The sequence below is a fragment of the Streptomyces sp. NPDC091281 genome, assembly GCF_044757425.1.
Lineage (GTDB): Bacteria > Actinomycetota > Actinomycetes > Streptomycetales > Streptomycetaceae > Streptomyces.
Genome location: NZ_JBIVUY010000002.1, coordinates 108182 through 134290 on the forward strand (window position 1 = coordinate 108182; position 26109 = coordinate 134290).

General features: G+C 74.0%; 18 protein-coding genes. 13 read left to right on the forward strand and 5 right to left on the reverse strand.

The window, feature by feature from the left end; translation table 11 throughout:
* Nucleotides 1–141 precede the first annotated feature (141 nt).
* Complete coding sequence (locus ACIQPQ_RS05025) at nt 142–1311, reverse strand: methyltransferase domain-containing protein (RefSeq protein ID WP_401299832.1); 1170 nt, start codon at nt 1309–1311, stop codon at nt 142–144.
* 90 nt (nt 1312–1401) lie between these two features.
* Between ACIQPQ_RS05025 and ACIQPQ_RS05030 the strand changes: the two genes are divergently transcribed.
* From ACIQPQ_RS05030 to groL, 4 genes are all read left to right on the forward strand, one after another.
* On the forward strand, nt 1402–2367 hold the full coding sequence (locus ACIQPQ_RS05030; RefSeq protein ID WP_401299834.1) for a polysaccharide deacetylase family protein: 966 nt from the start codon (nt 1402–1404) through the stop codon (nt 2365–2367).
* A gap of 146 nt (nt 2368–2513) precedes the next feature.
* Nucleotides 2514–3341, forward strand: coding sequence for a polysaccharide deacetylase family protein (locus ACIQPQ_RS05035; RefSeq protein WP_401299837.1), 828 nt, complete (start codon nt 2514–2516; stop codon nt 3339–3341).
* 237 nt (nt 3342–3578) lie between these two features.
* Nucleotides 3579–3887, forward strand: coding sequence for a co-chaperone GroES (gene groES / locus ACIQPQ_RS05040; RefSeq protein WP_039652762.1), 309 nt, complete (start codon nt 3579–3581; stop codon nt 3885–3887).
* A 157-nt stretch (nt 3888–4044) separates the two neighbouring features.
* Nucleotides 4045–5670: a chaperonin GroEL gene (groL, locus tag ACIQPQ_RS05045; protein WP_401299840.1), complete on the forward strand. Its 1626-nt coding sequence runs from the start codon at nt 4045–4047 to the stop codon at nt 5668–5670.
* Between the two features lie 122 nt (nt 5671–5792).
* On the opposite strand, the gene ACIQPQ_RS05050 is transcribed toward groL, so the two are convergent.
* Nucleotides 5793–6566, reverse strand: coding sequence for an SDR family NAD(P)-dependent oxidoreductase (locus tag ACIQPQ_RS05050; protein WP_401299842.1), 774 nt, complete (start codon nt 6564–6566; stop codon nt 5793–5795).
* 96 nt (nt 6567–6662) lie between these two features.
* The gene (locus ACIQPQ_RS05055) at nt 6663–7364 is read right to left on the reverse strand and encodes an MOSC domain-containing protein (RefSeq protein WP_401299845.1); all 702 of its coding nucleotides are present in this window, start codon (nt 7362–7364) and stop codon (nt 6663–6665) included.
* An 80-nt stretch (nt 7365–7444) separates the two neighbouring features.
* Here ACIQPQ_RS05055 and ACIQPQ_RS05060 point away from each other — a divergent pair, with 80 nt between their 5' ends.
* Nucleotides 7445–8341 carry a LysR family transcriptional regulator gene (locus ACIQPQ_RS05060; RefSeq protein ID WP_401299848.1) on the forward strand — a complete coding sequence of 299 codons (897 nt, stop codon included), beginning with the start codon at nt 7445–7447 and terminating at the stop codon, nt 8339–8341.
* Between the two features lie 110 nt (nt 8342–8451).
* On the opposite strand, the gene ACIQPQ_RS05065 is transcribed toward ACIQPQ_RS05060, so the two are convergent.
* Entirely contained in the window at nt 8452–8784 is a 333-nt protein-coding gene (locus tag ACIQPQ_RS05065; protein ID WP_401299851.1) for a WhiB family transcriptional regulator, read from the reverse strand.
* Nucleotides 8785–9163: 379 nt separating this feature from the next.
* On the opposite strand from ACIQPQ_RS05065, the gene ACIQPQ_RS05070 reads away from it, so the two are divergent.
* From ACIQPQ_RS05070 to ACIQPQ_RS05085, 4 genes are all read left to right on the forward strand, one after another.
* Complete coding sequence (locus tag ACIQPQ_RS05070) at nt 9164–9775, forward strand: response regulator transcription factor (protein WP_003948568.1); 612 nt, start codon at nt 9164–9166, stop codon at nt 9773–9775.
* A gap of 631 nt (nt 9776–10406) precedes the next feature.
* Nucleotides 10407–10994: a sigma-70 family RNA polymerase sigma factor gene (locus ACIQPQ_RS05075; protein ID WP_356560271.1), complete on the forward strand. Its 588-nt coding sequence runs from the start codon at nt 10407–10409 to the stop codon at nt 10992–10994.
* A 207-nt stretch (nt 10995–11201) separates the two neighbouring features.
* A complete protein-coding gene (gene guaB, locus ACIQPQ_RS05080; RefSeq protein ID WP_401299854.1) occupies nt 11202–12710 on the forward strand; it encodes an IMP dehydrogenase in 1509 nt (502 codons plus the stop codon).
* 165 nt (nt 12711–12875) lie between these two features.
* Nucleotides 12876–14000, forward strand: coding sequence for a GuaB3 family IMP dehydrogenase-related protein (locus ACIQPQ_RS05085; protein WP_401299856.1), 1125 nt, complete (start codon nt 12876–12878; stop codon nt 13998–14000).
* Nucleotides 14001–14762: 762 nt separating this feature from the next.
* On the opposite strand, the gene ACIQPQ_RS05090 is transcribed toward ACIQPQ_RS05085, so the two are convergent.
* Entirely contained in the window at nt 14763–15971 is a 1209-nt protein-coding gene (locus tag ACIQPQ_RS05090; protein ID WP_401299859.1) for a nucleotide sugar dehydrogenase, read from the reverse strand.
* A 410-nt stretch (nt 15972–16381) separates the two neighbouring features.
* Here ACIQPQ_RS05090 and ACIQPQ_RS05095 point away from each other — a divergent pair, with 410 nt between their 5' ends.
* The 4 genes from ACIQPQ_RS05095 to ACIQPQ_RS05110 all read left to right on the forward strand — a co-directional run bounded on the left by ACIQPQ_RS05095 (nt 16382) and on the right by ACIQPQ_RS05110 (nt 26091).
* Nucleotides 16382–18088 (forward strand): glycerol-3-phosphate dehydrogenase/oxidase, encoded by a 1707-nt coding sequence (locus tag ACIQPQ_RS05095; protein ID WP_401299862.1) that lies wholly within the window; start codon nt 16382–16384, stop codon nt 18086–18088.
* 526 nt (nt 18089–18614) lie between these two features.
* Nucleotides 18615–20813 carry a protein kinase gene (locus ACIQPQ_RS05100; RefSeq protein WP_401299865.1) on the forward strand — a complete coding sequence of 733 codons (2199 nt, stop codon included), beginning with the start codon at nt 18615–18617 and terminating at the stop codon, nt 20811–20813.
* A 208-nt stretch (nt 20814–21021) separates the two neighbouring features.
* Nucleotides 21022–23937 carry a protein kinase gene (locus ACIQPQ_RS05105; RefSeq protein ID WP_401299868.1) on the forward strand — a complete coding sequence of 972 codons (2916 nt, stop codon included), beginning with the start codon at nt 21022–21024 and terminating at the stop codon, nt 23935–23937.
* Between the two features lie 270 nt (nt 23938–24207).
* Nucleotides 24208–26091: a protein kinase gene (locus ACIQPQ_RS05110; protein WP_401299871.1), complete on the forward strand. Its 1884-nt coding sequence runs from the start codon at nt 24208–24210 to the stop codon at nt 26089–26091.
* The last annotated feature ends 18 nt before the right edge of the window (nt 26092–26109 follow it).

The following is a 26109-nucleotide window of genomic DNA, read 5'->3' on the forward strand; positions in this document are numbered from 1 at the left end:
CCTTCCGCCGTGCCGCCGGAGCCGGACCCGCGCCGCACGGGTCCGGCGCCGTCCCGGAAGAAGGCACCGGGCCGGTGCGCGGCGGCCGCCGCTGCGGCGGCCGGGGCCCGGCGGGGCTGAGCGCTCCCAGCCGGGGTCCGTTCAGGCCGGCCGGCCGATCAGCATCGTGGGGGCGCCCGCGACCCGCGTCAGGAAGACCGTCGCCGCGTGCGGCCCCTGCGGCTTCACTTTGCGGCGCAGCTCCTCCGGCTCCACCGCCGACCCCCGCTTCTTCACGGTCAGGACGCCGACCCCGCGCTCGCGCAGCAGCGCCTTGAGCTTCTTGACGTTGAAGGGCAGCACGTCGGTGATCTCGTACGCGGTGGCGTACGGCGTCGGGCGGAGCGTGTCGGCGGTGACGTAGGCGATCGTCGCGTCGATCAGGCCGCCGTCCAGGTCGCGGGCGACGTCGGCGACGAGATGGGCGCGGACGACGGCGCCGTCGGGCTCGTACAGCCAGCGGCCGACCGGGCGGACCGCCGGGTCGGGCAGGCCCGCGCCGAGGAGGGTGCGCGGGCCGGGCAGCAGGGTGGCGCGCACCGCGCCCGGCGCGGTCCCGAACCAGAGCACTGCCTCCTTCACGTCCCCGCCGTCGGAGATCCACTCCGCCTCCGCCGCCGCCGGAATCACCTCGTGCGGCACGCCCGGCGCGATCTTCAGGACGGCGTACGGGGCCTTCAGCGCGGCGCCGATCGCCCAGGACAGCGGTGGCGAGTAGGCCTCCGGGTCGAAGATCCGCCCGCCGCGGCCCCGGCCGCCCCGCCGGGCCGGGTCGACGAACACGGCGTCGTACCCGGCGGTGTCGACCTCGGTGACGTCGGCCTCGCGCACCTCGATCAGCCCGTCGAGGCCGAGCGCCCCGGCGTTGGCCCGCGCCACCGCCGCCGTCAGCGGGTCCCGGTCCACGGCGAGGACCCTGATCCCGGCACGGGCCAGCGCGAGCGCGTCGCCGCCGATCCCGCAGCACAGGTCGGCCACCGAGGTCACCCCCAGCTCCCGCAGCCGCCCGGCCCGGTACGCGGCGACGCTCGCCCGGGTCGACTGCTCGACGCCGCTCGGGGTGAAGAACATCCGCCCCGCGTCCTCGGGGCCGAACTTGGCCGCCGCGCGCTGCCGCAGCCGCGCCTGGCCGAGGGCCGCCGAGACCAGCTCGGCGGGGTGCTCGCGGCGGAGCCGGGTGGCGACGGCGAGTTCGTCGGCGGGGTCGGTGCCGCGGACGGCGTCGAGGAGGGCGCGGCCCTCGGGGGTGAGGAGCGGGGCGAGGTCGTTCACCGGCTCATTGTGGGCCAGTCGGTGGACGGTGCGGCGCCGACGGCGGTGTCGGGCGGGCGCGGGCGGCGGGGGCTGGGAAGATCCGGCGCCATGGGATCAGTCGTACAAAATGACAAAAACGGCGCACAGGGGACGCGGTCGGGACGCGCGCGTCGCACGCGCGCGGCACGCGCCGGGCTCCCGGCCGTCGTCGGTCTCCTCGCCCTCGCCGCGCTCGCCTCGGGCTGCGCCTCCGGCCCCGGCACCGCCGCCCCGCCCGCCGCCGGTCAGCAGGCCCCCGAGGCCCCGCCCGCGCGCGCCCTGCACGGCTACGCGGCCAAGCTGCGCGCCGAGTACACCGCGCGCGCGGCGGCCGCCAAGCGCTGGGGGCTGAAGAAGGTCCCGCTCGCCCCGCCCGCGCCGCCCGCCGAGAAGCCGGAGATCACCACGCGCGAGGGCTTCGAGGTCGCCGACCACGAGGAACTGGGCCTCCCCCCGGTCTTCACCACCGTCCCGACCGAGGACAAGGTCGTCTTCCTCACCATCGACGACGGCGCCGAGAAGGACCCCGAGTTCCTGCGCATGATGAGCGACCTGAAGATCCCGTACACCGCCTTCCTCAGCGACTACCTCGCCAAGGAAGACTACGGGTACTTCAAGGACATGCGGGGCCGCGGCGTCTCCCTGAACAACCACACCCTGACCCACCCCTACCTGCCCGGCCTGTCCTACAGCCGCCAGAAGCGCGAGATCTGCGGCATGCAGGACGTGATCGAGAAGCAGTACGGCGAGCGCCCCGCGCTGTTCCGGCCGCCGTTCGGCAACTACAACCGCGACACCCTGAAGATCGCCAAGTCCTGCGGCGTGAAGTACGTCCCGCTCTGGAGCGAGGAGGTCTTCGTCGACAAGTGGGACTACCGCGAGTGGGACCGCGACCTCCACCCCGGCGACATCGTCCTCACCCACTTCCGCGGCCGCGACGAGTGGAAGGGCGCCATGCCCGACATGATCCGCCGCTTCATGGCCCTGGTCACCGAGAAGGGGTACGCGGTGGCCCGGCTGGAGGACTATCTGTGAGCCGCGGCGGTCCGGGGCCGGTCCGGGAGAGGGGCGCGGCGACGTCCGGGCGGGACGCGCGGGCCCCGCGGTGGCCGAGCCCCCGGTCCGCGCGCGGGCGGGCCCCGGCCGCCCCCCTGCCCGCACGCACGCGTGCCCGCGCCCTCGTGCTCGGCCTCGCCCTGGCGCTCGCCCTGCCGCTGACCGGCTGCGCCCGGCCGCCCGCCGGTGCCGCGGGCCTTCCGGGCGCCCACCCGGCGAGCGTCCGGGCCGCGAGCGCCCGCCCGCCGGACCCCGCCGCCACGCTCCCGCCGTACCGCCGCTGGGGCCTCACCGCCCCGCTCACCCCGGCCCCCGCCCCCTCCGCGGCCCCCGCCGCGCCGCCCACCGCCCGTGACCGCGCCGGGCGCCCCCTCGCCCCGGTCGTGGACCGGGTCCCCACCCGCGACCCGGTGGTCTTCCTCACCTTCGACGACGGCGCCGAACGCGACCCCCGCTTCGTCGACCTCGTCCGCGAACTGCGGCTCCCGGTCAGCCTGTTCCTCACCGCCGACGTCACCGGCCCCGGCTACGCCCACTTCGCCCGGCTGCGCTCGGTCGGCGCCGACCTCCAGAACCACACCCTCCACCACACCGCCCTGCGCGGCCTCCCGTACGCCGGACAGCGCGCCGAGATCTGCGGCCAGCAGGACAAACTCGCCGCCCGCTTCGGCCTGCGCCCCCGCTACCTCCGGCCGCCCTACGGGACGTACGACACCACGACGCGCCGCGCCGCCGCCGACTGCCGGATCGCCGCGCTCGTCCTGGCCCGCGCCGTCATGGGCCCCACCGGGCTCACCTTCACCGACGGCCCCCACCGGCTGCGCCCCGGCGACGTCGTCGCCGTCGACCCCGACCTCGCCACCGGCCCCGGCCTGCGGGAACGCACCGTACGGCTGCTGCGCGCGGTGCAGGGGGCGGGCCTCACGGTGGGCCGCCTGGCGGACCGTCTCTGACCCGGCCCGCCGACCGTCCCCGGCCCGCCCCGCCCTCCCGGCGGGCCGCCCCGGCGGCGCTCCACTGGCACTCCGCTTGACCGAGTGCTAATCGCGGTCATAGTCTCGGGTCTGGCACTCCCCACTGGAGAGTGCCAACACAGCGACGGGCAGGTCCGGCACCCGCGACGACGGACCCTCCTGGTCGCCACCTCAGACAGTTAACCCCGTGAGATCTCCGAAGGGGGAGGTCGGATCGTGACGACCGCCAGCTCCAAGGTTGCCATCAAGCCGCTCGAGGACCGCATCGTGGTCCAGCCGCTCGACGCCGAGCAGACCACGGCCTCCGGCCTGGTCATCCCGGACACCGCGAAGGAGAAGCCCCAGGAGGGCGCCGTCCTCGCCGTCGGTCCGGGCCGCTTCGAGAACGGCGAGCGCCTGCCGCTCGACGTCAAGGTCGGCGACGTCGTGCTCTACAGCAAGTACGGCGGCACCGAGGTGAAGTACAACGGCGAGGAGTACCTCGTCCTCTCGGCCCGCGACGTCCTCGCGATCATCGAGAAGTAGTCACCTCGCACCACCCGAGGCACCCGGCGCGCACCGCGTGCCGCCCGCCTCACCCGCACCACCACGCTGCGCCCTTGGCCCCCGCGACCACTAATCAGCCGGGCGTCGGGGGCGCAGCGTCATTTCACCACCAACTCCGGAGAGGGCTCCCGCTGTCATGGCGAAGATCCTGAAGTTCGACGAGGACGCCCGTCGCGCCCTCGAGCGCGGCGTCAACAAGCTTGCCGACACGGTCAAGGTGACGATCGGCCCCAAGGGCCGCAACGTCGTCATCGACAAGAAGTTCGGCGCTCCCACCATCACCAACGACGGTGTCACCATCGCGCGTGAGGTGGAGATCGAGGACCCGTACGAGAACCTCGGTGCCCAGCTGGTGAAGGAGGTGGCGACCAAGACCAACGACATCGCGGGCGACGGCACCACCACCGCCACCGTGCTCGCCCAGGCGCTCGTGCGCGAGGGCCTGAAGAACGTCGCCGCGGGTGCCTCCCCGGCGCTGCTGAAGAAGGGCATCGACGCGGCCGTCAAGGCGGTCTCCGACGAGCTGCTCGCCTCGGCCCGCCCGATCGACGAGAAGTCCGACATCGCCGCCGTCGCCGGTCTCTCCGCCCAGGACCAGCAGGTCGGCGAGCTGATCGCCGAGGCGATGGACAAGGTCGGCAAGGACGGTGTCATCACCGTCGAGGAGTCCAACACCTTCGGTCTGGAGCTGGACTTCACCGAGGGCATGGCCTTCGACAAGGGCTACCTGTCGCCGTACTTCGTGACGGACCAGGAGCGCATGGAGGCCGTCCTGGAGGACCCCTACATCCTCATCAACCAGGGCAAGATCTCCTCCATCGCCGACCTGCTGCCGCTGCTGGAGAAGGTCATCCAGACCAACTCCTCCCGCCCGCTGCTGATCATCGCCGAGGACGTCGAGGGCGAGGCCCTGTCGACCCTGGTCGTGAACAAGATCCGCGGCACCTTCAACGCGGTCGCGGTCAAGGCCCCCGGCTTCGGTGACCGCCGCAAGGCCATGCTGGAGGACCTCGCCGTCCTCACCGGCGCCCAGGTCATCGCCGAGGAGGTCGGCCTCAAGCTCGACCAGGTCGGCGTCGACGTCCTCGGCTCGGCCCGCCGCGTCACCGTCACCAAGGACGACACCACGGTCGTCGACGGCGCCGGTGCCTCGGAGAACGTGACCGGCCGCGTCGCGCAGATCAAGGCCGAGATCGAGAACACCGACTCCGACTGGGACCGCGAGAAGCTCCAGGAGCGCCTCGCGAAGCTCGCGGGCGGCGTGTGCGTCATCAAGGTCGGCGCCGCCACCGAGGTGGAGCTGAAGGAGAAGAAGCACCGTCTGGAGGACGCCATCTCCGCGACCCGCGCCGCGGTCGAGGAGGGCATCGTCTCCGGTGGTGGCTCCGCGCTCGTCCACGCCGTGAAGGTCCTGGAGGGCAACCTCGACAAGACCGGCGACGAGGCCACCGGTGTCTCCGTGGTCCGCAAGGCCGCCGTCGAGCCGCTGCGCTGGATCGCCGAGAACGCCGGCCTGGAGGGCTACGTCATCGTCTCCAAGGTCGCCGAGCTGGAGAAGGGCAGCGGCTACAACGCCGCCACCGGCGAGTACGGCGACCTGGTCAAGGCCGGCGTCATCGACCCGGTCAAGGTCACCCGCTCCGCCCTGGAGAACGCCGCCTCCATCGCCTCCCTCCTCCTCACGACCGAGACCCTGGTCGTCGAGAAGAAGGAAGAGGAGGAGCCGGCCGCCGCTGGTCACGGCCACGGCCACTCCCACTGAGGCACCCCTGAGCGCGTCCGCCCGCGGCCCCGGCCCCGGGCGGCCCGCTCACCGTGAGGCCCCGCCCCCGCGCACCCACCGCGCCGGGAGCGGGGCCTCACGCGCACCCCGCCCGCCGTACGTCACTGCGGCCCGTACTTGCGTCCCGTGCGCGAGCTGATCCCGCCCAGCAGTGGCCTCGGGACCACCTTCGCCAGGCCCATCAGCGTCTTGTAGCGGGGGTCGGGAATCGACACCGACTTGCCGCGGGCCAGGTCGTCGAGGGCCGCCGCGACCAGCTTGTCGGCGTCCAGCCACATCCAGCCGGGGATGTTGTCCGTGCCCATCCCGGCCCGCTCGTGGAACTCCGTCCGCACGAAGCCGGGGCAGAGCGCCATCAGCCGTACGCCGCTGTCCGCCAGATCCCGCGCCGCCCCCTGGGTGAACTGCACGACCCACGCCTTGGACGCCCCGTACGTGCCGCGCGGCAGGAACGCCGCCACCGACGCCACGTTCACCACACCCCCGCGCCCGCGCTCGCGCATCGACTCCGCCGCCGCCGACGTCAGCCGCAGCACCGCCTCGCAGTGCACCTTCAGCATCCGCAGCTCGTCGGCCATCGGTACGTCGAGATAGCGGCCCTTGTTGCCGAAGCCCGCGTTGTTGACCAGCAGGTCGACGGGGTTCCTGCGGTCGCCGAGCCGCACGGCCACCGCCTCGATGCCCGCGTCGGTCGCCAGGTCGGCGGTGAGCACCTCGGCCTCGATGCCGTGCCGGTCGTGCAGCTCGGTCGCCTGCTCGCGCAACCGCGCGGTGTCCCGCGCGACGAGGACGAGGTCGTACCCGTCCGCCGCCAGCCGCCGCGCGAAGGCGGCTCCGATGCCCGCGGTGGAACCAGTGATCAGAGCGGTTGTCATGGCGGCAAGGTTAGTGACCCGGCGCCCCCGCTCCCGACCTCCCGGCCGCCGCCCGCCCGCACTCCGGCGCCCCCGGCGGCCCGCCCCGGCAGCGGCTCAGCCCACGGCATCGGCACCGCGCCGGACGCCGCCGTCCCCGTACTTCGCCACGTACGCCAACGCGGCCTCCCGCGCCTCCGGGTGAAGCGCCTCGCCCGCCGCCAGCAGTTCCGGCAGCAGGTCGCGCCGGGTGGTGGTCGCCAGGAACTCCATCCGCGCGGTCACCCCGTGGTCCGGCACCCGCACCCGCCGCACCGGGTCCCCGGCCCGGATCTCACCGGGCACGATCACCCGCAGATACGCCCCTGTCGCCGCCTTCCGCGTGAAGCGTCTGACCCAGCCCTTCTCGCCCAGATGGCCCTGGAAGGTCCGGCACGGGACCCGCCCCGAGGTCACCTCCAGCACCACCTCGGCGCCGATCAGCCAACGCTCCCCGACCAGCGCACCGGAGACGTCCAGGCCGGTCGTGGTCAGGTTCTCGCCGAAGGAGCCGTTGGGCAGCGGGCGGCCCAGCTCGCCCTCCCAGTCGTCCAGGTCCTCGCGCGCGACCGCGTACACCGCCTGGTCGTTGCCGCCGTGGTGGCGCAGATGGCACACCGCGTCCCCGGCGACCCCGCTGCCCGCGATCCCCTTCGGCCCCGGCGCGGCCACCCGCACCGGCCCCTCGACGGGCCGCTTGTCGATACCGGTCACCCCGTCGGGCTGGTCGGTGTACGGCACGCTCGTCGCCCGCCCCACGTTCACAGACAGAAGCCTCATGCGGCCACGGTAGGCGACCCCAGGTCAAAGTGTCGACGCATTATTCGCCCCCGTACCCAAGCCTCCCTTATGCTCGCTGGATGATCGAGGCCCGTCATCTCCGCGTCCTGCGCGCCGTCGCCGCCACCGGCTCCTTCTCAGCGGCGGGGCGCGAACTGGGCTGCACCCAGCCCGCGGTCAGCCAGCAGATGAAGGCCCTGGAGACCTCCGTCGGCACCCCGCTGCTGGTGCGCACCGGCCGCGAGATGCGGCTCACCCAGGCGGGCGAGGCCCTGGTCCGGCACGCGGCCGGGATCATCGCCGGACTCACCGCCGCCGAGGAGGAGGTCGCCGCCATCGCGGGCCTGCGGGCCGGGCGCGTGCGGCTCGTGTCCTTCCCCAGCGGCAGCTCCACCCTCGTGCCCACCGCGCTGGCCGCCCTGCGCGCCGACCACCCCGGCACCCGTGTCTCGCTGGAGGAGGCCGAACCGCCCGAGTCGGTCGACAAGCTGCGCGCGGGCGACTGCGACGTGGCCCTCGCCTTCCGCTACACGGACGCGCCGGGCGCGGAGGAGTGGGCCGACCTGGTGGTCCGCCCGCTGCTCACCGACCGCCTGGTCGCCCTCGTCCCCGAACGGCACCGCCTCGCGCGCGCGAGGTCCCTCGCCATCGGCGAACTCGCGGGCGAGGCCTGGATCGCGGGCTGCCCGCGCTGCCGGGGCCAGCTGGTCGAGGTCTGCGAGGGCGCGGGCTTCACCCCCCGCATCGACTTCGCCACCGACGACTACCCGGCGGTGGCCGGCCTGGTCGGCGCGGGCCTCGGCGTCGCCGTCCTGCCCCAGCTCGCCGTCGAGTCCGTCCGGCCCCGCGGCGCCGTCGCCGTGACGCTGGAACCCGCGGTGCGCCGCGAGATCGTCGCCCTCACCCTGCCCGACCTCGCCCAGGTGCCCGCGGTCGCGGCCACCCTGGACCGCCTCACGCGCGCGGCGGCCCGCTAGCTCTCCGGACGGCCGTTGTACGCGCCCGCTCGGTGCGGTCCGGCGGGGAGCACGACAAGAGGGCACCCGTGGACGTAGGTGCCCTCTCGCCGTATCGGAGAAACGTTCCTTCAGTTGTTCGAGTCGCTGTGCCCCCCGTGCGGAGCCGACGCCGACACGAGTCTGTGCCGCGCCCGCCCCATGAGTTCCTCGCGCTCGTCCTCGGTCAGCCCGCCCCACACGCCGTACGGCTCGCGCACCGCCAACGCGTGCGCCGCGCACTGCGCGCGTACCGGGCACCTCATGCAGACCTCCTTGGCCGAGTTCTCGCGAGCGCTCCGGGCCGCCCCGCGTTCGCCCTCCGGATGGAAGAAGAGCGAGCTGTCCACCCCGCGGCAGGCGGCGAGGAGCTGCCAGTCCCACAGGTCCGCGTTCGGTCCGGGAAGGCGGGAGAAATCTGCCATTGCGTGACCCCTTGTAGCCGTGCTGAGCGGATACGGTGCCCACGACCGTACAACTACGATCTAAGGAGATGAAAATATGACTCATTGCGAATCTAGCCTTAGACACCAGTAAATGGGAAGAAATAGGGCCGAACGGGGCGTCGATTGTGGTGAAAGGTTGAGGGTCCGCGCGGCTGCCTCCGCCGTGTCCGCTCCCTCACGTAGAGTGCCGAAGAGTGCATGCAGCCCCGTAACTCTTTCGAGTGACCATCGTTGAGAGTGCGGTGGCGGTTGAGAACACAAACGCTCGGGCAGGCGTCCGAGACGGTCGACCGCACAGGTGACGATACGTACCAGCCTGGAGGCACAAGGTGACGCGCATCAGCTGCGGAGGGCGGCCATGACTTCCGTCCTCGTCTGCGACGACTCCCCGCTTGCCCGAGAGGCGCTCCGCCGCGCGGTCGCGACCGTTCCCGGCGTCGAGCGCGTGACGACGGCGGCCAACGGCGAGGAAGTCCTCCGCCGCTGGGGCGCCGACCGATCCGACCTGATCCTGATGGATGTGCGCATGCCCGGCCTGGGCGGTGTCGAGACCGTCCGGCGGCTGCTGTCCGCCGACCCCGGCGCGCGCATCATCATGCTGACCGTCGCCGAGGACCTCGACGGCGTCGCGCTCGCGGTCGCCGCCGGCGCCCGCGGCTATCTGCACAAGGACGCCTCGCGCGCCGAACTGCGCGCGACCGTCACACAGGCCCTCGCCGACCCGACCTGGCGGCTCGCCCCGCGGCGGCTGCGCTCGGCCGAGATGGGCGCGGCGCCCACGCTCACCGCGCGCGAGATCCAGGTCCTGGAGGGCATGAGCCACGGCCGCTCCAACGCGGAGATCGGCCGTGAGCTGTTCCTCTCCGAGGACACGGTCAAGACCCACGCGCGCCGCCTCTTCAAGAAGCTCGGCGCCTCGGACCGCGCGCACGCGGTGGCCCTGGGCTTCCGCTGGGGTCTGGTCCGCTAGACCGCGCCGCAGCCCGTCGGTCCGTCCGGCGGGCGAGCGGGCCGCGGCGCCGGGCGGGCGCGTACGGCGTACGGACTCCCGCCCGCGTGTCGGATAGGGGCGCGGTCGGGTCTCCGTGCGGCGGATCGCGTACCGGATGCCGCGCCGCGGACCGGTGCCGGGCGACCGGGACCGGTCGGTGGCGACGGGCTCTCCGGGGCGGCGCGATGTCCGTATCGCCTCAGGTCCGGGGTGCTCGCCCCGGTACGCGCCCGGGGCACCCGTCACCCGGTCGGCTCCCCGCCCTCGTCCGTCGGCGGGGCGGATCGCGACCGACTTCCGCAGTGGTCCGGCGTCGGTGAACAGGAGCGGGGCATGGGTGAACCTCCCTGCTCGCGTGGGGTCGAGGGCCTGACACGGCCCCCCGTCAACCCGCCCGGCGGACGGGCTCGGACCGGCCGCCGCCGGGTGCCCGCTGCTCGTTTCGTCGCGGATGCCGCATCCTTGAGGGGTGGAGTTCCTCGGGGACGAGTCGGTCGAGCGGAAGGGGAGGGCGCAAGGGATGACTTCCGGCGCACCTGCTCATAACGCTTCGGTGCACAACGACGGGCACGGTGCCGCGGCCGGTCCGGCCGCAGTGCACCATGGACCGATGCGCGAAGACGAGGCGGTCCGTGCCCCCGGGGCGATCGGCGGCCTCGTGCATCGCGCGGTGGACGGCGACGAACAGGCCACCCACGACCTGCTCGCCCACGTCCACCCCCTCGCGCTCCGCTACTGCCGCACCCGCCTGTCCCGGCTCCCCGGCGACGCCCGGCACTTCGTGGAGGACCTCGCGCAGGAGGTCTGCGTCGCCGTCCTCCTCGCCCTCCCGCGCTACAAGGACACCGGCCGCCCCTTCGAGGCGTTCGTCTTCGCGATCGCCGCCCACAAGGTCGCCGACCTCCAGCGCGCCGCCATGCGCCACCCCGGCTCCACCGCCGTCCCCTCCGACGAGATGCCGGAACGCCCCGACGACTCCCTCGGCCCCGAGGAACGCGCCCTGCTCAGCAGCGACGCCGAATGGGCCAAGAAACTCATGGCCAACCTCCCCGAGAACCAGCGCGAACTGCTCCTGCTGCGCATCGCCGTCGGCCTCACCGCCGAGGAGACCGGCCAGATGTTGGGAATGTCACCCGGCGCCGTCCGCGTCGCCCAGCACCGGGCCCTGAGCAGACTCCGCGCCCTCGCCGAGCAGTAGCGGACGCCCGGCGGGACCCCGCAACAGGCGTGCGTGCGGGGCACCCTGTGAACACCGGTGCCGCCCGCCCCGTACGCACCCACGAGATCACGCGGCCGCCGTCCGCGCGGGGCGGGGCCCGCGGGCGCCGCGGACCGTGGAATTCCGGACCCGTGCTTCCCGTTAGCATGGACATCCGCACCGATCAAGGCCATTGGGGAAGGTGTCATGACTGCCAACGTCGACGGAGTGCCCGGAAAATTCGCGACCCTCGGGCTGACCTACGACGACGTGCTGCTGCTGCCGGGCCCGTCGGACATGGCTCCCGACGAGATCGACACCGCCTCGCATGTCTCCCGGAACGTACGGGTCAACATCCCGCTCCTGTCCGCCGCCATGGACAAGGTCACCGAGTCGCGCATGGCGATCGCGATGGCCCGCCAGGGCGGCGTCGGCGTGCTGCACCGCAACCTCTCGATCGAGGACCAGGCCAACCAGGTCGACCTCGTCAAGCGCTCCGAGTCCGGCATGGTGACCGACCCGATCACCATCCACCCGGACGCCACCCTCGCCGAGGCCGACGCGATCTGCGCCAAGTTCCGCATCAGCGGCGTCCCCGTCACCGACGGCGGCAAGAAGCTCCTCGGCATCGTCACCAACCGCGACATGGCCTTCGAGACCGACCGCGCGCGCCGCGTCCGCGAGGTCATGACCCCGATGCCGCTCGTCACCGGCAAGGTCGGCATCTCGGGCGTCGAGGCCATGGACCTGCTGCGCCGCCACAAGATCGAGAAGCTGCCGCTGGTCGACGACGACGGCGTCCTCAAGGGCCTCATCACCGTGAAGGACTTCGTCAAGGCGGAGAAGTACCCGCACGCCGCGAAGGACTCCGAGGGCCGCCTCCTGGTCGGCGCCGCCGTCGGCGTCGCCGGTGACTCCTTCGAGCGCGCGCAGGCCCTCATCGAGGCGGGCGCCGACTTCATCGTCGTCGACACCGCCCACGGCCACTCCCGCCTGGTCGGCGACATGATCGCCAAGATCAAGTCCAACCACACGCGCGTCGACGTCATCGGCGGCAACGTCGCCACCCGCGACGGCGCCCAGTCCCTCGTCGACGCGGGCGCCGACGCCATCAAGGTCGGCGTCGGACCGGGCTCCATCTGTACGACCCGCGTCGTCGCCGGTATCGGCGTCCCGCAGGTCACCGCCATCTACGAGGCCGCGCTCGCTGCCAAGGACGCGGGCGTCCCGGTCATCGGCGACGGCGGCCTCCAGTACTCCGGCGACATCGCCAAGGCGCTCGTCGCGGGCGCCGACACCGTGATGCTGGGCTCCCTCCTCGCGGGCTGCGAGGAGTCCCCGGGCGAGCTGCTCTTCATCAACGGCAAGCAGTTCAAGTCGTACCGCGGCATGGGCTCCCTCGGCGCCATGCAGACCCGCGGCGAGCGCAAGTCGTTCTCCAAGGACCGCTACTTCCAGGAGGGCGTCGCCTCCGACGAGCAGCTCATCCCCGAGGGCATCGAGGGCCAGGTGCCCTACCGCGGCCCGCTGTCGTCCGTGGTCCACCAGCTGGTCGGCGGCCTGCGCCAGTCGATGTTCTACGTCGGCGGCCGCACCGTGCCCGACCTCCAGGAGAACGGCCGCTTCGTCCGGATCACCTCGGCGGGCCTCAAGGAGAGCCACCCGCACGACATCCAGATGACGGTCGAGGCGCCGAACTACAGCAGCAAGAAGTGACCGGACACAGCGACCGGTAGCGCGGCGGCGAGCCGTCCGCCCGCGGGCGGCGCACACCGCTCGTGACGCGCGCGTGGGGCGGCCCCGGACGATCCGGGGCCGCCCTCGTCGTGCCCGTCGGCGATACTGGAAGACGCTGCAACGCATCAGGGAAAGGCCACACACGTGACTGAGATCGAGATCGGGCGCGGCAAGCGCGGCCGCCGGGCGTACGCCTTCGACGACATCGCCGTCGTCCCCAGCCGCCGTACGCGGGACCCGAAGGAGGTCTCGATCGCCTGGCAGATCGACGCCTACCGCTTCGAGCTGCCGTTCCTGGCCGCCCCCATGGACTCGGTCGTCTCCCCGGCCACCGCGATCCGCATCGGCGAGCTGGGCGGCCTGGGCGTCCTCAACCTCGAAGGCCTGTGGACGCGGCACGAGGACCCGCAGCCGCTCCTCGACGAGATCGTCGGCCTGCCCGTGGAGAAGGCCACCCGCCGCCTCCAGGAGATCTACGCCGCGCCGATCCGCGAGGACCTGATCGGCCGCCGCCTCAAGGAGGTGCGCGACGCGGGCGTGGTCACCGCCGCCGCGCTCTCCCCGCAGCGCACCGCCCAGTTCTCCAAGGCCGTCGTCGACGCGGGCGTGGACATCTTCGTCATCCGCGGCACCACGGTGTCGGCGGAGCACGTCTCCGGCTCGCACGAGCCGCTCAACCTGAAGCAGTTCATCTACGAGCTGGACGTCCCGGTCATCGTCGGCGGCTGCGCCACCTACACGGCGGCCCTGCACCTGATGCGCACCGGTGCCGCGGGCGTCCTGGTCGGCTTCGGCGGCGGCGCCGCCCACACCACCCGCAACGTGCTGGGCATCCAGGTCCCCATGGCCACCGCCGTCGCCGACGTCGCCGCCGCCCGCCGCGACTACATGGACGAGTCCGGCGGCCGCTATGTGCACGTCATCGCCGACGGCGGTGTCGGCTGGTCCGGCGACCTGCCGAAGGCCGTCGCCTGCGGCGCCGACGCCGTCATGATGGGCTCGCCGCTCGCGCGCGCGACGGACGCGCCGGGCCGCGGTCACCACTGGGGCATGGAGGCCGTCAACGAGGAGCTGCCGCGCGGCAAGAAGGTCGACCTCGGCACGGTCGGCACCCTGGAGGAGGTCCTCACCGGCCCGTCCCACACCCCGGACGGCTCGATGAACTTCTTCGGCGCCCTGCGCCGGGCCATGGCCACCACGGGCTACAGCGAGCTGAAGGAGTTCCAGCGCGTCGAGGTCACGGTGGCCGACTCGGTCCACCGCCGCTGACCCCGGCTCCACCCCGCTCGGCCAAGGGCCGGTCGCCTCACTCGGTGAGGTGACCGGCCCTTGCGCGTGCGCGCCGCGCGCGGCAGCCGCGCGGAAGGGGTGGCGGGGCGGCGGTGGCGGTCGGCGGGTCGGCTCAGGGAGATCCACGGCTCAGGGAGATCGGGGGAGCGACGCGGGGGCGTGCGGGGTGGAGAGGGGGCGCACGGTTGCCTTCGGGGCCGATCCGGCCTGGTCGGAGGGGTCGTGGGCGGTAACGTCCGTGTCCGGCGCCCCAGTTGTGGGGGGTGCCCCCTTCCAAGGACACGGTCCGGACCCCGCCCTCGGGGCCCGGCCCGAATTCCTGATCGTGCCGCCTGCCGGGTTCGGGCGGTGTCGTGGAAGGGGGCGCCCATGGGTCGCCACCGCAAGCCCACCTCCTGGGACCGGCTCCGTCTTCGGATGGTGCAGTGCCGCAGGAGGTGGATCTTGCGTCTTTTCGGATGGTGAGCGGCCGCCCCCAAACACGCTAGGGGCGGACACTCCGTGCACTATCCAGGAGCCTGCCGCAGTAGCCCGCTGCGGTGGGCTCCACCCGTGACGCTTGTGCCTCGCCACGGATCAGGGGCGAGCGGCCGCGCCCAAACACAGTAGGGGCGGACACTCCGTACACCATCTCGGAGCCTGCCGCAGTTACCCGCTGCGGTGGGCTCCGTGTCCACGGTACTGACCTGATCGGTCGGGTGCCAGCGGCTCCAGGGGCGGCGGGGACGGTGTGCGCCCCTCTCACAACCTGTGCGCCGCCCCTGTGGGGGTCGCGCCGCGGGTGTCGAGCAGGAGCTGCGCCTTCACGGAGAGGCCCTGGAGGTCGTACGTGCGGTGCTGCTGGAGCAGGATCGTCAGGTCGGCGTCGGCGGCGGCCTCGTAGAGGGAGTCCGCGCGGGGGACCGGGCGCTCCAGGACGCTCCAGGACGGCACGTGCGGGTCGTGGTAGCTGACCGACGCCCCCAGCTCCATCAGACGGAGCGCGATCTCCCGCGCCGGGGTGCCCTGGAGGTCGGGGAGGTCGGCCTTGTAGGTCACGCCGAGCAGCAGCACGCGCGCGCCGCGCGCCGACTTGCCGTGCTCGTTGAGGAGCGTGGCGGCGCGCTGCACCACGTAGCGGGGCATACGGCTGTTGACCTGCTGGGCGAGTTCCACCATGCGCAGCGGGCTGCCGGGGTGTCCGGCGCGGTCCAGGGGGACGGAGTGGCCGCCCACGCCGGGGCCGGGACGGAAGGCCTGGAAGCCGAACGGCTTGGTCTCGGCGCAGCGGATGACGTCCCACAGGTCGACGCCCAGGTCGTTGCAGAGGACCGCCATCTCGTTGACGAGGGCGATGTTCACATGGCGGAAGTTGGTCTCCAGGAGGGTCACCGTCTCCGCCTCGCGCAGGCCGCGCGCACGGACCACCTTGTCGGTGAGGCGGCCGTAGAACGCGGCGGCCGACTCGGTGCAGGCGGGGGTGAGGCCGCCGATGACCTTGGGCGTGCCGGCCGGGGTGACGTCGCGGCGGCCGGGGTCGACGCGGCTGGGCGAGTACGCGAGGTGGAAGTCGCGCCCCGCGCGCAGGCCCGAGGTCTCCTCCAGGAGCGGCCGCAGATACGTCTCGGTCGTGCCCGGCGGGACCGGTGACTCCAGGATGACGGTGGTGTGCGGGCGCAGGTGCCCGGCCAGGGTGCGGGCGGCCGACTCCACCTGGCTCAGGTCGAGGCCGCCGTCCGCGTCGCGCGGGGTGGGGGCGCAGATGACGGCCGTCCGCACCCGCCCCAGCTCGGCGGGGTCGGTGGCGGGCCGGAAACCCCCCGCGAGCATCCTGCGCAGTTCCGCGGGGCTGAGCGAGCCCGGCTCGGGGCCGGTGCGGTAGCCGAGCGTGGAAATGCCGGCCGCCACGGCGGCCTGGGCCAGGGGCAGGCCGAGCGGACCGAGTCCGATGACGGCGAGATCTGCGGGCATGGCGTGGGCCGTCCTTCCCAGTAACCGAAGCGGGACAGGTGCGCAAGCCCGGTGGACAGAACGAGCGAGCGCACTGTCAGACTAGGAGTAAATATGACCGTTATGCGGGATTGATGCGGGTTGGATCTGCTGTGTTGGTCCGGCGCCTGGATCTCTCCGCTGATCTGCTGCGTTTCCCGGCGGGTCGGGTGCGCTTCCGTGAGAGTTGTCCACAGGTCGGCCGCCCGTGGTGGCTGAAGTCGCTCAACCCGTTCAGACTTTGGGCAGGGAGATCTGGACCGGGAGATCCGGACCGGCAGATCTGGGCAGGAGGGACAGGGACCGGGTTCCGCCCCGCCGTACGGGGCGGGGACGCGGGCCGGGCACCGCCCGACGGGCGGGGCCGACGTGAGCGACAGCGGGAGGCAGCGGTGAGGACAGCGACACTGGGGCCGGCACAGCGAGCCGAGTCACTGGCGGCCATGGCCGAGCGCGAACTGGACGTCCTGGTCGTGGGGGGTGGCGTGGTCGGCGCGGGCACCGCCCTCGACGCCGTCACCCGCGGCCTGTCCACCGGGCTGGTCGAGGCCCGCGACTGGGCCTCGGGCACCTCCAGCAGATCCAGCAAGCTCGTCCACGGCGGCCTGCGCTATCTGGAGATGCTCGACTTCGCCCTGGTCCGCGAGGCCCTCAAGGAGCGCGGCCTGCTGCTGGAACGTCTCGCCCCGCACCTGGTCAAGCCGGTGCCGTTCCTCTACCCGCTCCAGCACAAGGGCTGGGAGCGGCTCTACGCGGGCTCGGGTGTCGCGCTCTACGACGCCATGTCCATGGCCCGCGGTCACGGCCGGGGCCTGCCCCTGCACCGCCACCTCAGCCGCCGCCACGCCCTGCGCGTCGCGCCCGCGCTGAAGAAGGACGCCCTGGTCGGCGCCCTCCAGTACTACGACGCCCAGATGGACGACGCCCGCTTCGTCGCCAACCTGGTCCGCACCGCGGCCGCCTACGGCGCGAAGACCGCCAACCGGGCCCGCGTGAAGAGCTTCCTGCGCGAGGGCGAGCGGGTCGTCGGCGCGCGCGTCGAGGACGTCGAGGGCGGCGGCGAGTACGAGATCCGCGCCCGCCAGGTCGTCAACGCCACCGGTGTGTGGACCGACGACACCCAGGCCATGGTCGGCGAACGCGGACAGTTCCACGTCCGCGCCTCCAAGGGCATCCACCTGGTCGTGCCCAAGGACCGCATCCACTCCTCCTCGGGCCTCATCCTGCGCACCGAGAAGTCCGTCCTCTTCGTCATCCCCTGGGGCCGGCACTGGATCATCGGCACCACCGACACCGACTGGGACCTCGACAAGGCGCACCCCGCCGCCTCCAGCGCCGACATCGACTACCTGCTGGAACACGTCAACTCCGTCCTCGCCGTCCCCCTGACCCGCGACGACGTCGAGGGCGTCTACGCCGGACTGCGCCCCCTCCTCGCGGGCGAGTCGGACGCCACCAGCAAGCTCTCCCGCGAACACACCGTCGCCCACCCGGCCCCCGGGCTGGTCGTGGTCGCGGGCGGCAAGTACACGACCTACCGGGTCATGGCGAAGGACGCCGTCGACGAGGCGGTGCACGGCCTCGACCTGCGGGTCGCCGACTGCGTCACCGAGGACGTGCCGCTGCTGGGCGCCGAGGGCTACCGCGCCCTGTGGAACGCGCGCGCCCGCATCGCCGCCCGCACCGGACTGCACGTGGTCCGCGTCGAACACCTGCTGAACCGGTTCGGCTCGCTGGCGGAGGAGGTCCTCGACCTCATCGCCGAGGACCCGGCACTGGGCGAGCCGCTCCAGGCCGCCGACGACTATCTGCGCGCCGAGATCGTCTACGCCGCCTCGCACGAGGGGGCTCGGCACCTCGACGACGTCCTCACCCGGCGCACCCGCATCTCCATCGAGACCTTCGACCGCGGCACCCGCAGTGCCCGCGAGGCCGCCGAACTGATGGCGCCCGTGCTCGGCTGGGACAAGGACCAGATCGAGCGCGAGGTCGAGCACTACGAGAAGCGCGTCGAGGCGGAACGCGAGTCGCAGCGCCAGCCCGACGACCTGACGGCGGACGCGGCACGGCTGGGGGCACCGGACATCGTGCCGCGCTGATCCCCTGGCCCGGACACGGCCCGGACACGGCCCGGTGCCCCGCTGCCCCGCTGCCCCCCCGGTGAGGCGGCGGTGCGGGGAGCGGCGGGGCCTCACGGGGTGTCAATGTGCCCGTGGGGCAGCGCTGGTTCACTCGAACGAGTGGCCACATCTGGGATCTTCGTTCGGGCGGCGCCCGTTGTACCGGATGTGGGGGCCGTCGGGGCCGCCAGAGTTGCCGGGGCTGCCGGGAACTGCCAGGGCTGCGCGGGCTGTGGCGGGCGCGCGGCGCCGACGATCCGGCCGTCATGTCGCCGCGGGCGGCCGTCGGCGGCCGTCGGCGACTGCGGGGTGCCGTATGTCCTCGGGCGTTCGCTCCGTCAGGAACGCCTCGGGGAGGGAGTTTCGGCGGCTGGCCGGAGTAGGTCGTACCTTCTGGCCGGATTGTGTCGGTGCGGAAGGGCGTGGAGGGGCACCCGGGGCGTCGGGCACTTGTCGGGTGAGGGACAATGGAGGCTCTGTCAGGGCGGGTTGCATGAGGGGACGCATGTCGGAGGCGGAGCGGGCGGGGGTATCCCGTCAGGACAAGAACGCACGTCTCCTCGCCGGGCGGTACCGGCTGGGAGACGTACTCGGCCGAGGCGGCATGGGGACGGTGTGGCGCGCCGAGGACGAGACCCTCGGTCGCACCGTCGCCGTCAAGGAGCTGCGCTTCCCGGGGAACATCGACGACGAGGAGAAGCGCCGGCTGATCACCCGGACCCTGCGGGAGGCCAAGGCCATCGCGCGGATCCGGAACAACAGCGCGGTGACGGTCTTCGACGTGGTCGACGAGGACGACCGGCCGTGGATCGTCATGGAGCTGGTCGAGGGCAAGTCGCTCGCGGAGGTCATCCGTGAGGACGGCGTCCTGGACCCGCGGCGGGCCGCCGAGGTCGGCCTCGCCATCCTCGACGTGCTGCGGTCGGCCCACCGCGAGGGCATCCTGCACCGGGACGTGAAGCCGTCGAACGTGCTGATCGCCGAGGACGGCCGGGTCGTGCTCACCGACTTCGGGATCGCGCAGGTCGAGGGCGACCCGTCGATCACCTCCACGGGCATGCTCGTCGGCGCGCCCTCCTACATCTCCCCGGAGCGGGCCCGCGGCCACAAGCCCGGCCCGGCCGCGGACCTCTGGTCGCTCGGCGGCCTGCTGTACGCGGCGGTGGAGGGAACACCCCCGTACGACAAGGGTTCCGCCATCGCCACGCTCACCGCCGTGATGACCGAACCGCTGGAGGAGCCGAAGAACGCCGGTCCGCTGAAGGACGTCATCTACGGGCTGCTCACCAAGGACGCCGCGCGCCGACTCGACGACGCCGGGGCCCGGGAGAAGTTGAACGCGGTGCTCCACGCGCCCGCGGCCGGCGCGGTCGAACCGCCGGACGCGACGAAGGTCGTTCCGCTGCCCCCGCAGCCGGACGGCACCGACGGCAAGGGCGGGGCGTCCGGCGCCGAGCCGGGCGAGAAGCTGCGCGGCGCGCTGCGGTCCGTGCGCAAGGCCGCCGTCGCCGCGGGGGCCGCGACCACGGCCGCCGCCGGACGCGGCAAGTCCTCGGGCCCGGCCGCCGGTTCGGGGTCGACGAACGGTTCCGGACAGGGTTCCGCCACCGGGCGCGGCTCCTCCGGCACACCGGCCCCCGGCGCACCTGCCTCCGGCGGCGCGTCCGCCGGTACGGCCGCCGTGCCCGCCGCGCGGGACAAGGGGACGACGAAGGCCACCGCGGCCTCCGCCTCTGTGCCCGCCTCACGGACCGCGGGTGCCGCGAGCACCGGCGCCCAGGGCGCGACCGGTGCGGAGGCGCCGGCTGCCCGGGGTACGAACGGCTCGACGGCCGGGCGGAGTTCCGGCTGGCCCGTGATGACCCCGCCCGACCTGCCGCCGCGGCCGGTGCCCAAGGCGCCGCTCACCGACGTGGTGCCCCGGCGGACCCTCGTGATCATCGCCGTGGTGGTGGCGCTCGCCGTGCTCGGCACCGTCCTCGCCCTCACCCTCGGCGACGGGGACGGCGACGCGAACGGCGCCAAGGGCGGCGGCGCGTCGTCCGTGGCGAGCGGCGGCACGGACGACGACACCAAGAACAGCCAGGACGACACCAAGGGGGACGCGACCGGCGGGACCCGCCCCGACGGCTCGGCCACCGGCACCGCGCCCGCGCCCGGCGCGAGCCCCGGCGGCAACTCCACCGGAACCGGCACCGGTTCGGACGGCCCCGCCAGCGGTACGGACGGCTCCGGCACCGGCACCTCGACCGGTGGGAAGGGCGGGGCGGCCGGCACGGTGACGAAGTACAGCGGGCAGCAGGGCTACACCATCGGCCTGCCCGCGGGCTGGAAGTACCAGTCCTCGGACGGCGCGGGCGACCGCTTCACCGGGCCCGACGGCCAGCGGCTGCTCGTCGCCTGGACGAACACGCCCAAGGACGACCCGGTCGCCGACTGGAAGAACCAGGAGCGCGGCATGAAGCGCTCGCAGTACCAGAAGATACGGATAGAGAAGGTGGACTACCGCGGCTGGAACACGGCCGACTGGGAGTTCACCTACGCCGACAGCGGCGTCAAGTACCGCAGTATCGACCGCGGTTTCGTCGTCAACGACCACCTCGGCCACGCGCTGATGTACTCGGCGAAGGCCGCCGGGTGGGACGGCGCGCTGCGCGAGAGCACGTGGAAGACGCTCACGGAGACGTTCACACCGAAGAAGTAGACCGCCGGTCCGGAGCGCGGCCCGGCGGCCGCTTCGGAGTTCGGGGGCGCGAGATCTCGCATCCCCTCTTTGCGGGTTGCCCAGGGCACGTATCGTGAGTGGCTGCGGACCGTACGCATCCAGCAATCCGGCTGGATACGGCTGAACCTGGCCGGAACGGTCCGTCCGGAGAACGGAACTGACCGACCGGGTGGCCGGGGGAGGCACCGTGGACGACTATGCGGGACGGGTTCTCGCCGACCGCTACCGCCTGCCGTCGCCGCCCGCCGACGAGTTCGAACTCACCGAGACCCGGGCCTTCGACACGTACAGCGGACAGGAAGTCCTGATCCGTCAGGTGCCGTTGCCCGAGGTCGTCGAGGCCGAGGTGCTCGACGCGGAGGGGCTGCCCGACGGGTTCACCGCCCGCGACCACGGCGCGCGCCGCCCGGCCGGGCGGACCGAGGCGGGCGCGAGCACTCGTCGTCCCGCCGATCCCGTCGTCCGGCGGGCGGTGGAGGCCGCGCAGGCCGCCGCGAGCATCCCCGACCACCCGCGGCTCGACCAGGTCTTCGACGTGTTCGCCGAGGGCGGTTCGCTCTGGGTCGTCAGCGAACTGGTCTCCGCCCGGCCGCTGTCGGCGCTGCTGGCCGAGAAGCCGCTGTCGCCGTACCGGGCGGCGGAGGTCGCCTCCGACGTGCTCATGGCGCTGCGCGTGCTGCACGCGCACGGCTGGACCCACCGCAACATCACCGCGCGCACGGTGCTGGTCTGCGACGACGGCCGGGTCATGCTGACCGGACTGGCCGTCGGCGCGGCGGAGGAAGCGCTGTGCGGGTACGACCCCGTGCCGGTCGACGAGAGCCAGGTGCCGTCGCCGCACCCCGGCGGAGAGGCCGACGGCGGGCGCAGCGCGGGCGGCCCGGCGCTGCCCGGCACGTTCGCCGGACCCCGCGCCGAGGTACCCGGCCCGGCCGGCGGACCCCGCTTCACAGGCCCGGCGAGCCACGGCGGCCCCGCGAGCCCTGGCGGCTCCACCCCCCATGGAGCCTCCGCGCACCATGGCGGCCCCGCGAGCCCTCCCGCTGCGGTCGCGCCTGCCCTGCCTGCCGCCGCCGTCGACCCGGAGGCCGCGCGGCGGGCGGCGATCGAGGCGCGCGCCGCCGGTGGACTGCCGTCGGCGGGACCCGGATTCGGCACCGGCACGAGCACCGCCCCCGGCGTGGGCACCGGCCCTGTGAACGGCCCTTCGGGTGCGGCGGCACGACGGACCGTCGAGACCGGCGGGGACGTCCGGGCCGCGCGGGCCGGAGCGATCGCCGCGTACCGCGCCGGTGCGCGCGCCGCGGCCCGGGTGCAGGAGTCCCAGCAGCAGGAGCGGCCCGCGCTGCCGGGCGCCCGCACCCCCGTCGAGGGCGACAGCGCGCCCGGCGCCGGGCGCGCGGGGGGCACCGTGCCGCCGTACGCCCTCGGGGCCGGGCGGGAGCCGGGGACGGCCGCCGTCGGGGGCACGCCGCCTCCCGGGCAGATCGTCGACCCGTACGGGGTGCGCGGGGCGCCGGGGTCGGCGGCCCTCGGGACCGGCGCGATTCCCGTGCCCCCGCAGGCCGTCACCCCTCCCCACGCCCACCCGCTTCCGCCCGCCCACATGGCCCCGCAGGCCCTCACGCCTCCACACGGTGTCGCGCCCCCGCAAGCCGTCGCGCCCTCGCAGGCCCTCACGCCCCCGCAGACTGTCGTCCCTCCGCAGGGAGTTCTGCCTCCGCAGGATGCCGTGTCCCCCCACGCCGTCGTGCCGCCGCAGGGGCTCTCCGGGGCCCGCTGGGGCGAACCGGAGGGGGGCGCGGGCGGGGTCGGGGTGTCGCGGCGCGGGCCCACCACCGCGCTGGCCGCCGAGCGGGCGCGCCAGGCACGGATGGCCGTCGTCGGCCCCGTCACCGAGCGGTGGGCGCCGGAGCAGGCCGGACCCGTGCACGAGAACTGGCAGTTGGCGGCGCCGATCGGCCCCGCGACCGACCTGTGGGCGCTCGGCGCGCTGCTCTTCCGCTCCGTACAGGGCCACGCGCCCTACCCGGAGGACTCGACGGCGGAACTCGTCCAGCTGGTCTGCGCCGAACCGCCCGCGTTCGCCGAGGAGTGCGGCCCGCTGCGCCCGGTCGTGGAGTCGCTGCTGCGCCAGGACCCCACCGACCGGCTCGCCTTCGAGGAACTGCGCGGCTGGCTGCGGTCGTTGGTGCGGTCGGCACCGGAGCCGGAGGCGGGGACGTACGTCGTCGCCACGCCGCCCTCCGATCCGCGGCGGCTGCCCATCGTGCGCCGCAAGGGCGAGTTGGTGCGCCGGAGGCGCGGGCGCGCGGCGCGGGTGCCCGCGGCCCCGGCCCGCCACAAGCGGGCGGCGGCCCCGCGGGAGACGGACCGCTCGCCGCGCAGCCTCGGCCGCACCCTGCTGGTGCTGATCCTGCTGGGACTGGTCGCGGCGGTCGCGTACGCCGTGCTGTTCCTGCCCGGCGCGGGCGAGGAGGGCGACGGCGGAGCGGCCCGCCCCGAGGGGACCGGCGCGGCCGGTCAGCCCGGTCCCGCCCCCGACGCCAGCAGCGAACCCCGCCCCGACGAAGGGGGCACGTCCTCGGCGGGGCCGAGCGCGTCCGCCTCGGACACGGGCGGCACCGAGACCCAGTCGGGGTCCGACGTGCCCGCCGGGTTCACCCTGCGCGACGACCCCGAGGGGTTCCGGGTCGCGGTGGCCAACGGCTGGCAGCGCACCCCGAAGAACGGCCGCGGCCAAGTCGTCTACACCCACGCCGGGTTCGAGCTGATCGTCGTGCCCGGCCGGGACACCGCCGCCCGCGACGGCGACGACCCGATGGTGTACCAGCGGGAGAAGGAGCGCGAACTCCAGCCGTACCGCGACTCCAGCTGGGCCACCGCCTCCGGGCTGCGCACCATCCAGGTCGGCGGACGGACCATGGCCGAGGGCCAGTTCACCTGGACCGGCGGCGACGGGCGCGAGCTGTTCGTGCGCAACCTCGCCCTGCTGCTCGACGGCCGCTACCACGTCGTCCAGCTGCGCGGCCCCGAGGCCGAACGGGACGAGGTGACCCGCCTCTTCGACCAGGCGTCGGCCAGCTACCGCTACACGGGGTGAGCGACGGCCGCCCGCTGGGCCAGGGGACGTCGGGGGAATGAATCTCCCGGCGGCCCGTTGACCGCGGGCGGGCGTGCCGGGGGCGGTGATACGGGCCGGGCACGGGGTCCGTGCGGGCCGCTCTCCGGGTGATCGCCGAACGGTTCCCTCCCTGCCGGAGAAGCGACAACCGTCACAGTTGGGTTCTCCTTGGCCCCCCGCTGGTTCCCCGGACGCTGCCCGGTCTTTACGCTGACCCTGTCAAGAGCATTGCGGGGCAACGTGAATCAGATGCAGGGCCGGCTCGTCGCGGGCCGTTACCGGCTCGACGACGCCATCGGCAGTGGCGGCATGGGCCGGGTCTGGCGTGCGCACGATGAGTTGCTGCACCGTGCCGTCGCCATCAAGGAACTGACCGCCGCCCTCTACGTCTCCGAGAGCGACCAGCCCGTCCTGCTGGCGCGCACCCGCGCCGAGGCGCGCGCCGCCGCCCGGATCAACCACTCCGCCGTCGTCACCGTCCACGACGTGCTGGAGCACGACGGCCGTCCGTGGATCGTGATGGAGCTGGTCGAGGGCCGTTCGCTGGCCGACGCGGTCAAGGAGGACGGCCGGATCGAGCCCGCCGAGGCCGCCCGGATCGGCCTGTGGGTGCTGCGCGCGCTGCGCGCCGCGCACTCCGCGGGCGTCCTGCACCGCGACGTCAAGCCCGGCAACGTCCTGCTCTCCGACGACCGCCGCGTCCTGCTCACCGACTTCGGCATCGCGCAGATCGAGGGCGACTCGACCATCACCCGCACCGGCGAGGTCGTCGGCTCCGTCGACTACCTCGCCCCCGAGCGGGTCCGCGGCCACGACCCCGGCCCGGCCTCCGACCTGTGGGCGCTCGGCGCGACGCTGTACACGGCGGTCGAGGGCCGCTCGCCGTTCCGCCGCACCTCGCCGCTGACCACCATGCAGGCCGTCGTCGAGGAGGAGGCCGAACAGCCGCGCCACGCCGGTCCGCTGGCCCCCGTGATCGCCGCCCTGCTGCGCAAGGACCCCGCCCACCGGCCCGACACCTCCCACGCCGAGGCCCTCCTCACCGAGGCCGCGGAGGGCCGCCACCCGGACGAGGCGTCGACCCACGCCCGTACGGGACCCGCCGGACCCCCGACCGCCACGGCCTTCGCCGGTTCGCCCGGCGCACCCCTCGCCGACCCGACGGCCGCCCCCGACCGGCACGCCCCCTCGGGCACGCGGCACGGCGCCGTCGCGGGCACCTCCACGGACGCCACCCGCCCCGGCCCCGGATTCGGCCCGACGGCGACCGGCCCCACGGCGGGCGGCCGGACGGCGACCGGCCCCACGGCGGGCGGCCGGACGGCGACCGGGCCGACGGCGGTCGGCGCGACACCGGTCGGCCCCTCGCCGTACGGGCCCCCGCAGCCGTACGCCCACCAGCAGCCGACGTACGCGTCCGGCGCGCACCCCCCGTACGCCACCACCGCGCAGCGCCCGCAGGCGCAGCCCCGGCCCGCGGCCCGGCGGCGCGGGTTCCGTACGTTCGCCCTGGTCGCCGCGTTGGCGGTGCTGGTCGGCGGGGGGACCGCGGTGGGCGTGCGGCTCTGGGGGCCGGACGGCGGGCGCGGCTCCGGTGGCGCCTCGGCGAGCGAGAGCGCCCCCGCCACCGGCGGCACGTCCCAGGACGGCACCCCCACCGACGACGCCTGGAAGCCCGTCCTCGACCCGCTCGGCTTCGGGCTCTCCCTGCCCAAGGGGTGGGAGCGCACCGACGTCACGGACAAGGGCGACCTGAAGCAGGTCGACTACTCGCCCGACGGCGGCGAACACTTCCTCCGCATCGGCATCGACACCGCCCCCGACTTCGCCGACGCCTACGACCACCAGATCGACCTGGAACGGCAGCTCCAGCGGCTGGTCGACTACGAGCGGGTCACCCTGGAGCGGAACGTCTACCGCGACCGCGACGGCGCCCACTGGGACTACACCTGGACCGCGCTGGCCAAGGACACCGAGTTCCCCGGACCGCGCCGCGCCGCGGAGCAGATGTACGTCGCCGACGGCACCGAGTACGTCCTCTACATGTCCGCGCCCGCCGAGGACTGGGACACCGCCGCCCAGCAGTTCACCAAGGTCCTCCAGAGCTGGCGGGAGCCGCCCCGCTCCTCCTGACCGCGCTCCCGCCCTGGT